General features: G+C 73.2%; 10 protein-coding genes. All 10 read right to left on the bottom strand.

Annotation, left to right across the window (positions count from 1 at the left end; translation table 11 throughout):
* On the bottom strand, positions 1-918 hold a 918-nt coding region (locus HUW36_RS17670), incomplete at its 3' end, for an MATE family efflux transporter (protein ID WP_174529183.1).
* A gap of 51 nt (positions 919-969) precedes the next feature.
* On the bottom strand, positions 970-1,506 hold the full coding sequence (locus tag HUW36_RS17665) for a P-loop NTPase family protein (protein ID WP_174529182.1): 537 nt from the start codon (positions 1,504-1,506) through the stop codon (positions 970-972).
* 823 nt (positions 1,507-2,329) lie between these two features.
* The gene (locus HUW36_RS17660) at positions 2,330-2,539 is read right to left on the bottom strand and encodes a DUF6186 family protein (RefSeq protein ID WP_172968016.1); all 210 of its coding nucleotides are present in this window, start codon (positions 2,537-2,539) and stop codon (positions 2,330-2,332) included.
* Positions 2,539-2,946 (bottom strand): hypothetical protein, encoded by a 408-nt coding sequence (locus HUW36_RS17655; protein ID WP_091579953.1) that lies wholly within the window; start codon positions 2,944-2,946, stop codon positions 2,539-2,541. Before HUW36_RS17655 ends, HUW36_RS17660 begins: the two co-directional genes overlap by 1 nt.
* A gap of 111 nt (positions 2,947-3,057) precedes the next feature.
* Positions 3,058-3,612 (bottom strand): hypothetical protein, encoded by a 555-nt coding sequence (locus tag HUW36_RS17650; RefSeq protein WP_174529181.1) that lies wholly within the window; start codon positions 3,610-3,612, stop codon positions 3,058-3,060.
* Between the two features lie 958 nt (positions 3,613-4,570).
* Positions 4,571-5,602: a DHH family phosphoesterase gene (locus HUW36_RS17645; protein ID WP_174529180.1), complete on the bottom strand. Its 1,032-nt coding sequence runs from the start codon at positions 5,600-5,602 to the stop codon at positions 4,571-4,573.
* A complete protein-coding gene (rbfA, locus tag HUW36_RS17640) occupies positions 5,599-6,102 on the bottom strand; it encodes a 30S ribosome-binding factor RbfA (RefSeq protein WP_174529179.1) in 504 nt (167 codons plus the stop codon). The genes HUW36_RS17645 and rbfA overlap by 4 nt, the downstream gene beginning before the upstream one ends.
* 199 nt (positions 6,103-6,301) lie before the next feature.
* Positions 6,302-6,595, bottom strand: coding sequence for a DUF503 domain-containing protein (locus HUW36_RS17635; protein WP_013284668.1), 294 nt, complete (start codon positions 6,593-6,595; stop codon positions 6,302-6,304).
* A 41-nt stretch (positions 6,596-6,636) separates the two neighbouring features.
* A complete protein-coding gene (locus tag HUW36_RS17630) occupies positions 6,637-7,680 on the bottom strand; it encodes a TRM11 family SAM-dependent methyltransferase (protein ID WP_174529178.1) in 1,044 nt (347 codons plus the stop codon).
* 76 nt (positions 7,681-7,756) lie between these two features.
* The coding region (gene infB, locus HUW36_RS17625) for a translation initiation factor IF-2 (protein WP_174529177.1) at positions 7,757-9,763 on the bottom strand (2,007 nt) is incomplete at its 5' end.

Genomic DNA, 9,763 nt, shown 5'->3' with positions numbered 1-9,763 from the left:
CAGGAACCGGGCGCCGGCCGCGTCGCCGGCCCCGAGCGCCGCGCCGACCAGCGACTGCGCGGCGATCGCCAGCGCGTCCAGCACCAGCGCGGTGAAGAACCAGAGTTGTACGGCGATCTGGTGCGCGCCGACCGCGGCGGCGCCGAAGCGGGCCGCGACCGCGGTCGCCGACAGGAAGCTGGCCTGGAACGCGACGCCTCGCACGAGCAGGTCCCGGCTGAGCACCAGCTGCTGCCCGATCATCCGGGGCCGGGGGCGCAGGGAGACCCGCTCCCGCACCAACGCCGCCGCGAACAGGACACCGGAGAGCGTCTGCGCGACCGCGTTCGCCACCGCCGAGCCGACAAGTCCGAGCCCGGCCGGGTAGACCAGCAGCGGGCAGAGCAGCGCGGAGAGCAGGTTCGGGCCGAGCACGAACAGCAGCGGCCGACGGGTGTCCTGGATTCCCCGCAGCCACCCGTTGCCGGCGGCGGCGAGCAGCAGGCCGGGCGCGCCCAGCGCCGCGATCCGCAACCACCCGGCGGCGGCGTCGGCCACCTCGCCGGGACCGCCGACGAGGGTACGCGCGAGCGCGCCGCCACCGATGCCGATGGCGACCGCCACCAGCACTCCGGTGGCGAGCGCGAGCCAGGACGCCTGGACGCCCTCGGCCACCGCGGCGGCCCGGTCCCCCGCCCCGAAGCGGCGGGCCGAGCGGCCCGTGGTGCCGTACGCGACGACCGTGCCGATCCAGGCGGTCAGGGTCATCACCGTGCCGCCCACGGCGAGCGCGGCGAGCGGCACCCGACCCAGGTGGCCCACCACGGCGGTGTCGACCAGGACGTAGAGCGGCTCGGCGGCCAGCACCACCAGGGCGGGCAGCGCGAGGGCGGCGATCCGCCGGGGCGAGGCGGCGGTGGCGAGGGCGGCGGTGCTCATCGCCGCCGATCCTGGCACGCGCGCGGTAAGGAATGCAAGGGCGCGTACTGCTTACGTCAGGCGGTCCAGGAAGCGCGCGACGTCCCGCGTGTGGCGCAGCCGGTGCACCGGGATCGTGGGCGCGTACGCGGCGACGGCCGCCAGCACCCGAGGGCGGGAGTCACGGGGATAGCGCCAGGCGTGGCGCAGGAGGTCGAGGTCGATCCGCTCCGGGCAGTCGTCGGGAAGATCGGGGCGGGACGTGGCACGGCCCGGCCCGGCGGCGCCGGGCGTGGCGCGGTGGAGCCAGCGGCGGCGCAGCACCCGGATCAGGCAGAGGACGCGGGAGGGGTCGCAGAGCACCAGGGCGTCGGCGCGGGGCAGCCGGAGGTCGAGGGTGCCCGCGTAGTTGCCGTCCATCACCCAGGCGGGGCGGGCGGCCAGTGCCGCCACCTCGGCACGGAACTCGACCGGGTCCGGCGGGGTCCAGCCGGGCCGCCAGTAGTGCCGGTCGAGGTGGATCAGGGGCAGGTCGAGACGCCGGGCCAGCTCACCGGCGAGCGTGCTCTTGCCGGCGCCGGAGCTGCCGACGACGAGGATGCGGCGCACCGGCAAGACGGTAACGCCGCCGTGCGGGGTGCGGGGACCGGTTCGGCACCGGCACGGCCCGGCGACTCCGGTCGCGTACGGCGGTGACGTCGGCCTCGGCCCGGGCGGTCGGCCCGGTGCCTGGCACGGCCGACGTCACCGCCGGACGGCCTGCGTCACTGACGGGTGTCCATCGAGGTCTGCAGCGCGCGGCGCATCTGCTCGCGCGCCTCGTCGGTGGTGGTCTCGGTCTGCGGCTTGCGCTTGCTGGGCATGGAATCGAGTCCTTCCAGGGTGCGGACCACCGAGGCACGGCGGCCCTACGGGCGTCCGGCGCTCCGGCGGTGACGCGACGACCGTCGCGCCGCGACCGGGAGTCGTCGGCCTGCTGAGCGCCGGCAGCGGTCCGGGATCACCGGAGCGGCTCGCCTGGCAGCGTGAGCCCGGGTCGGTCTGACCCTGGAGGGAGGCGATGCCGGGTGCGGCACCACCGCCCGTGACCAGCGCCGCGAAGCGCCGGCCCTCACCCAAATTAACGTTCACTTTCCAGATGTTGCCCACTGTTCCCGCAATGCGGACACCTCCGGCCGACGGGCGGACGGCTTCCCGGGACCGGTGGTGTTCACCCGGCGCTCCCGCGCAGGCGTGCCGGTATGCGGGAGCGCCGGCGTGCCGGTGTGCGGGCGTGCCCGCGTGCCGGACGGGCAGGGCGATCGGGAAACGGGCGGGCCGCACGACGACGGGGCGCCACGGGCGCGGTGCCTCGGAACGGCAGGACGAGCCACGAACAGGAGCGGGCCGAGGCCGGCGCCGCACACCTGGGAGGTGGGCGGCTCGGCGGTCGTCAGCGGGCCAGGAAGTGCCAGCCGAGCCACCACCAGAAGCCGAACAGGCCGATCCGGCCGACCGGGACCGGGCCCACCTCGTACCGCATGACGAAGGCGCACACGTCGGCCAGCGACGGGATCCGGGAACCCTCCCGACGGGCCGCCCACTCGACGGCCGCGAACAGCAGCAGCGCGGCCAGGAACCCGCCGATCGCCAGAGCGCGCATCATCGGCGGACCAGTCCCCAGAACGCGGCCAGCCAGGCGAACCAGGCGGCCGAGCGAGCCAGATGATCCTCCAGCAGCGGATCGGCCAGCCGGGAGAACGTCGGGAAGTCGTCGCCCACGGACAGCACGAACGTCGCCCCCTCGAAGACGCCGAAGACGGTGACCGGCAGCAGCCACCACAGCGCGCCGGACGGCAACCGACGTGGGGCCGGACGCCTCGGCACCCGGTTGTTCAGCCCGACCCAGATCAGCCCTCCGCCCGTACCGAGGATGTAGAGGTTCGCCGCGGTCGAGAACGACGGAAGTTGACCCCCGACCAGGGAGAGGCAGATCAGCACCGGTACGGAGACGACCGGCCGGTCCCAGACCCGGGGCGCATCGACGGTGAGCTCGCGGGGATGATCCATCACCCGATTGTCCCCAGCGTGACGTAACGCGGGAAGACCGGCACGCCTCGTGATTGCGCAGAATACGACGAAGGCCGGCACCCCGCTCGGGGGTGCCGGCCTTCGGTGGTCTTACTTGGTCCAGTGCTGGGCCACGATGTCGGTGGCCTGCTTCTCCCACTGGGCGTAGGCGTCGGGGTAGGCGGAGACCTGGACGGTCTGCGCGGCCTCGGTCAGCGGCATGGTGTCCCAGCCGTCGACCTGCTTCAGGCCCTTGAGGAACGCCAGGGTCGAGTACTCAGGGTCGGTGATCTGCTCCGGCGTACCCCAACCCGAGGAGGGGCGCTGCTGGAACAGGCCCAGCGAGTCGTGGTCGTTGCGGTCGCCGAGGTGGCCGAGGTTCTCCAGCTTCGACTCCTGCAGGGCGGTGGCGATCGAGATGACCGCGGCCCGCTCCGGCAGACCGGCCTTCTTCGTCGCGGCGATGATCGCCTTCGCGTTGGCCAGCTGCTCGTCGTTCAGCGTGATGGTCGACTGCTCACCCTGCACGGACGCGACCGCGACGGGCTTACCAGCGGCGGCGTGGGCGGGGGTGTCGGCGTGGGCGGCGACCGGACCGGCGAACACACCACCGGTGAAGGCCAGACCAGCGATACCGAGAATGCTCTTACGCAGGATCGTGTTCATGAGGGGGCTCCATTCGGGGGTCAACACACCCGGGGGGGGTGTGGGCACCGTCAGGCGCTCGAAAAGTCTTCGGGGGGATCCGGCTTGCCCGTCGGGCTCGGAGGCCGTGTGGCGGGGGCCGGGGTTCGGCAGCTCGCGGGGCGGGGGGCCTCGTCGCGGCGCCGGGATGATGTGCAACGACCGGCCGCCCACCGTCATTCCCGGGGGCGGGGCGGCGCTCAGGGGCTCGCTGCCTGCTCGGTCGTCCACCGGGTTACAACGCCGCCGACCCGGCGCCGATTCCGCGCCCGGGGTGCCGCCCACCACCGCCGAACCGGACAAGCCACCCCAGTCCACGCACACCGGCGGGTGGAAACCGCGCGCATCCCGACCCCGCAGACACCCATGACGTTCCACCCACCGGCCGCCAACCCCCCGAGTGGAACACCATGGGTGCGTCGCGGTCCGGCAGACACCCATGACGTTCCACCCACCGCTCGCCAACCCCGTCAGTGGAACGCCATGGGTGCCTCCCGACCTGGCAGACACCCATCACGTACCACCGGCGCCGGGACGTCTCCGGAACACGGACGCACTGCCTGTGCGCTCCCTTCCCTCCCCACCGCTCGCCCGCTCGCCCGCTCGTGCGCTCGTGCGCTCGTGCGCTCGCCGAGATCTTGGAAGAAAACGGCCCTCAGAGGGGCCCCGAACTTCCAAGATCTCCCAAAGAAACGGACAGCCGGCACAATTCGCGCTTACACCCGGCCGAGGGGTCACCACGTCGGGGAGCTGGCGGGGTCCGGGGCCGAGGGGCCGCCAAGGGGGTCGGTCAACCCGCGCAAGGACCGGGAGGGGCAGGTCGCGGCGGCATCTGGGGGGGGGGCGGAGAGACGCCGCCACGAAACACACGGCAGGACCGGGACGACCCCGCCACCTCGGGAAACGGCGGGGTCGGAGAAGCGGGCGGGAGGCGGGGCGGTCAGGAGTGCGGGACGAGCACCTCGGCGCCGAGCGCGGCGCGGATGTTCCCGACCACCTCGTCGAGCGGGCCCCGACCGGTGAAGCCGGCCGCGAACCGGTGCCCGCCGCCGCCGAGCGCCACCGCCACCCGGCTCACGTCCACCGCGCCCTTGCTCCGCAGCGACACCGCCCACTCGGCGTCCCCGGACTGCTTGACCACGCAGCTCACGTCCGCCTCGGCGGTGCAGCGCACCGAGTCGATCAGCGCCTCCAGCACGTACGCCGGCTGGTCGTGGCGGGCCAGGTCGTCGTGGGTCGCGTACGTCCAGACCAGGCCGTGCCCGGCGGCGGCCGCGGGTTCCAGCGTGGCCCGGCCGAGCACCTCGCCGAAGAGCCGGACGGCGCCGAACGGGCGGGTGTCGAAGATCCGCCGGGAGATGTCGCCGGGGCGGATGCCGGTGGCGAGCAGGCGCGCGGCCATCTCGTGCACCGCCGGGGTGGTCGCCTCGAACCGGAACGAGCCGGTGTCGGTGGTCAGCGCCACGTAGAGCCCGGTCGCCATCTCCGCGTCCAGCGGGACGCCGAGCCGGTCCAGCAGGCCCAGCGCGACCACGGAGGTGGCCGCGGCGTGCGGGTCGACCAGGTTGATCCGGCCGAAGCCGGTGTTCGAGGCGTGGTGGTCCAGCACCAGCGAGGTGCCCGCCCGGCCCAGCCGGTCGACGAGGTCGCCCAGGCGGGAGTCACCGGCCGCGTCGAAGCAGATCACCAGGTCCGGATCCGGGTACGCGTCGTCCTGCGACACCAGCAGCTCGACACCGGGCAGCCAGCGGAAGGGCTCGGGGACGTCGGGCGGCCCGGGGAAGGTCGCCTGGAGACGGCGTACGCCGAGCCGGCGCAGGCCCAGTCCGAAGCCGAGCATGCTGCCGAGCGCGTCCCCGTCCGGGTTGACGTGGCAGATCAGGAGCACCCGCGGGTCGGCGGGGAGCCCGCGTACCGCCTCGACGGCGGCCGCCCATTCGGCGTCCGTGGGACCAGGGCCCGCCCCGGTCACCGGCGGTCGCCGCCGCGCGGTTCGTCGTCCCCGGTCGGCTCGCCCCCGGCCGCGGAGTCACCGGCCGGAGCGTCCTCGTCCTCGTCCTCGACCCGGTAGGGCTGGGCGTCGCCGGCGTAGGAGGAGGTGGCGGCCAGCCGCTGCACCTCCGCGTCGGCGTTGCGCGCGGCCGCGAGCAGGTCGTCGATGTGCTTGACCTGGTCCTGCACGTCGTCGAGGACGAAGGTGAGCGTCGGCGAGTGCCGCAGCCCGAGCGCCTTGCCGACCGTGCTGCGCAGCATGCCCTTGGCGCTCTCCAGCGCGGCGGCGGTGCTCGCCTGGGCCGCCGCGTCGCCGAGCACGGTGTAGAAGACGGTGGCGTCGCGCAGGTCGGCGGTGATCCGGGCGTCGGTGATCGTGATCATGCCGAGCCGGGGGTCCTTGATCTGGCTCCGCACCAGCGACGCGACCAGTTCACGGATGCGCTCCGCGTGCCTGCGTACCTTGGCCGGATCCGACATGTTCCCCACCTCCACGATCACGGTTCTGTGGCTCCGGCCGCGGCGCCGGCGTACGCCGTGCCGTGCTCGGGAGCCGTCGGCCGGCGACGGACGACGGCCTGCGCCGCCGGATCCGACCGCCCAACGTCGAAGAACATTACCCGCGTCCGGTCGGGCGTCGCGCGGCACGGCCCGGCTGCCGCGCGACGCGCCGACGGCGTCAGTCGTCCGCGCCGTGCAGGCGGCGGCGGACCGACAGCAGCTCGGTCTCCGGGCGGGCGGCGACCAGCCGCTCGCAGGAGTCGAGCACCTCGCGGACGTGGGCCGGTTCGGCGGCCACCACGGCCACCCCGATCTCGGCCCGGCCGTGCAGGTCGAGCGCGCCGACCTCGGCGGCCGAGACCTCGAACTTGCGCAGCGCGGCGACGATCGGCCGGACGTAGGACCGCTTGGCCTTCAGGGAGCGGGAGTCGCCCGGGAGCAACAGGTCGAACAGCGCGGTTCCGGTATACACGGCGAGCAACGGTACGCGGGCGGGTGCCGCCCGGCACGCGATTAAGGGGCGACCGCCACCAGCACGTCCCGCTCGATCGCCTGGTCGACGCGGTGGACGAGGTCCCGCCAGCCGGGCCCGTCGACGACCCGCAGGCCGGCGTCGGCCAGCACCGCCTCGGCCGCCGCGCGCGGCGCCACGTGGGTGTTCCAGGACAGCCCCACCGCGCCGCCGGGCCGCAGCAGCTCCCGCCACACCGGTACCGCGGCGGCGAGCAGTTCCAGCGGGCTGCGGGACAACCCCGCTCCGGTACGGCTGCCGTGCGCCACCCCGTACGGCGCGTCGGTCACGATCACGTCGGCGCAGCGGGGACGGAGCACCTCGCGGGCCCGGGTGGTGTCGGTGTTCAGCACGACGACCCGCTGGGTGACGCCGGCCCGGTGCGCGTCCCGGGACGGGGAGAGCACCGCTTCGAAGCGGCGGGCGACCAGCTTGCGGTCCCGGCGCACGGACGTGGTCTCCGCCGTGTGCTTGAGCCGCTTGCGACGCAGCCAGGTGCGCAGGAACGCCGTGTACGCCTCCACGTCCTGGCTGTCGCGTTCCACGCCGATGCCGTCGTGGCCGTACATGAGCGCCTGATTGAGCGTGGTGCCCCGGCCGCAGAGCGGGTCCAGCACCACCAGCCCGCCGTCGAGCATCCGGGGCGCGGCGGCCGAGGCGAGCAGCGTGACGTTGAGCAGCAGCCGGGTGAACTGCTCGTTGGTCTTGCCGGCGTACTTCTGGATGGTGATCAGGTCGGAGTCGTAGTGCGCCAGCGGGTGCAGCGGAACCGGCCGGAGCAGGTCGTCGCCGACCCGTTCGAAGAGCGCGTACGCCGCCGACAGGTTCGCCAGGTGGGCCAGGTCGCGGGTGCCGAGCCCGGGCTCGGGTGCGGTGAAGGTCAGGTATTCCACCCCGCCGATCCGCTCCGCCGCGACGTCGACGGGGGCCGCGTCGAGCATCCCGGAGCCGGCGAAGATCTCCAATTCGGCGCGGGTCAGCCGGCCGGCGGCGTCGGCGTAGACGCGGTTGGCGGACGGGGCGAGCAGCAGCGCGTACCTGGGCACGCCGGAGATTGTTCCAGCCTGCGGAAACGGCGACGGCCGGGGCCCTGGGGCCCCGGCCGTCGTCATGTCACACCGCTCAGGCGCGCGGCTTCTCCCGCATCTCGAAGGTCTCGATGATGTCGCCGACCTGGACGTTGTTGTAACCGCCCAGCGTCAGACCACACTCGAAGCCTTCGCGGACCTCGGTCGCGTCGTCCTTGAACCGCTTCAAGGAGCTGATCGTGAGGTTGTCCGCCACGACCGCCCCGTCCCGCAGCAGCCGCGCCTTGGCGTTGCGGCGGATGAGACCGGACCGGACGATACAGCCGGAGATGTTGCCGATCTTGGACGAGCGGAAGACGTCGCGGATCTCCGCGGTGCCCAGCTCGACCTCCTCGTACTCCGGCTTGAGCAGACCCTTGAGCGCGGCGTCGATCTCCTCGATGGCCTGGTAGATGACCGTGTAGTACCGGATCTCCACGCCCTCGCGGTCGGCGATCTCGCGGACCTTGTTGGCGGCCCGCACGTTGAAGCCGATGATCGTGACCGCCTCGTTCGAGGCGCTCGCGAGCATGACGTCGCTCTCGGTGATCGCGCCCACGCCCCGGTGGATGATCCGGAGCTGGACCTCCTCGGGGATGTCGAGGTTGAACAGCGCGTCCTCGAGCGCCTCCACGGAACCGGAGCCGTCGCCCTTGAGCACCAGGTTGAGCGAGGTCTTCTCGCCCTCCTTGAGCTGCTCCATGAGCGTCTCGAGGGTGGCCCGGCCACGGGAGTTGGCGAACGACGCCGCCCGCCGCCGCGCCTGCCGCTGCTCGGCGATCTGCCGCACGGTGCGGTCGTCCTCGGCGGCCAGGAAGGTGTCACCCGCACCCGGCACCGTGGTCAGACCCAACACCATGACCGGACGCGCCGGCCCGGCCTCGTCGACCGGAGTGCCGTTCTCGTCCAGCATGGCCCGGACCCGGCCGTGCGCCCCACCGGCGACGATGGAGTCACCCGCCCGGAGCGTGCCCTTCTGCACCAGGACGGTCGCCACCGCGCCACGGCCCTTGTCCAGGTGCGCCTCGATGGCGACACCCTGCGCCGGGCCGTCGATCGGAGCGGTCAGCTCCAGCGACGCGTCGGCGGTCAGCAGGACCGCCTCCAGCAGCTCGTCGATGCCGATGCCCGGCTTCGCGGCCACGTTGACGAACATGGTGTCGCCGCCGTACTCCTCGGCGACCAGGCCGTACTCGGTCAGCTGCTGGCGGACCTTGTCCGGGTTCGCCTCCGGCTTGTCGACCTTGTTGACCGCCACCACGATCGGCACGTCCGCCGCCTTGGCGTGGTTGAGCGCCTCGATGGTCTGCGGCATCACGCCGTCGTCGGCCGCCACCACGAGGATCACGATGTCCGTGACCTGGGCACCACGGGCACGCATGGCGGTGAACGCCTCGTGACCCGGGGTGTCGATGAAGGTGACCGCCCGGTCCTCGCCCTCGTGCGGGACGTGGACCTGGTAGGCGCCGATGTGCTGGGTGATGCCACCCGCCTCGCCGGCCACGACGTTCGCCTTGCGGATCGCGTCGAGCAGCTTGGTCTTACCGTGGTCGACGTGACCCATGACGGTCACCACCGGCGCACGGCTGACCAGGCGGTCCGCCGCGACCTCGGCGTCGAGGTCGATGTTGAACTGCGCGAGCAGCTCGCGGTCCTCGTCCTCCGGGCTGACGATCTGCACGTCGAAGCCGAGGTGCTCACCCAGCAGCAGCAGGGTCTCGTCGGAGCACGACTGGGTCGCCGTCACCATCTCGCCCAGGTTGAACATCTCCTGGACCAGCGAACCCGGGTTGGCGTTGATCTTGTCGGCGAAGTCCGACAGCGAGGCGCCACGGGACAGCCGGACGACCTGACCCTGACCGCGGGGAGCACCCGAGGACATGGTCGGGGCCGACAGGTTGTCGAACTCCTGTCTGCGCTGCTTCTTGGACTTGCGGCCTCGGGTCGGCCGACCACCCGGACGCCCGAAGGCACCCGCGGCGCCGCCGCCACGGCCACGACCGCCACCACCCGGACGGCCACCGCCGCCGGCCGGCGGACGGAAACCGCCACCGGGTGCGCC

This window comes from Micromonospora maritima, assembly GCF_902825405.1.
In the GTDB taxonomy this organism is placed as follows: domain Bacteria; phylum Actinomycetota; class Actinomycetes; order Mycobacteriales; family Micromonosporaceae; genus Micromonospora; species Micromonospora maritima.
Note: the sequence above shows the minus strand (reverse complement) of the source record. Positions and strands in the feature narration are given on the sequence as shown.

Excerpts from the sequence above, each read along its gene's own strand:
- HUW36_RS17660 (WP_172968016.1), bottom strand. The coding sequence starts at position 2,539 with ATGCGCGCTCTGGCGATCGGCGGGTTCCTGGCCGCGCTGCTGCTGTTC.
- HUW36_RS17655 (WP_091579953.1), bottom strand. The coding sequence starts at position 2,946 with ATGGATCATCCCCGCGAGCTCACCGTCGATGCGCCCCGGGTCTGGGAC.
- HUW36_RS17650 (WP_174529181.1), bottom strand. The coding sequence starts at position 3,612 with ATGAACACGATCCTGCGTAAGAGCATTCTCGGTATCGCTGGTCTGGCC.
- rbfA (WP_174529179.1), bottom strand. The coding sequence starts at position 6,102 with ATGTCGGATCCGGCCAAGGTACGCAGGCACGCGGAGCGCATCCGTGAA.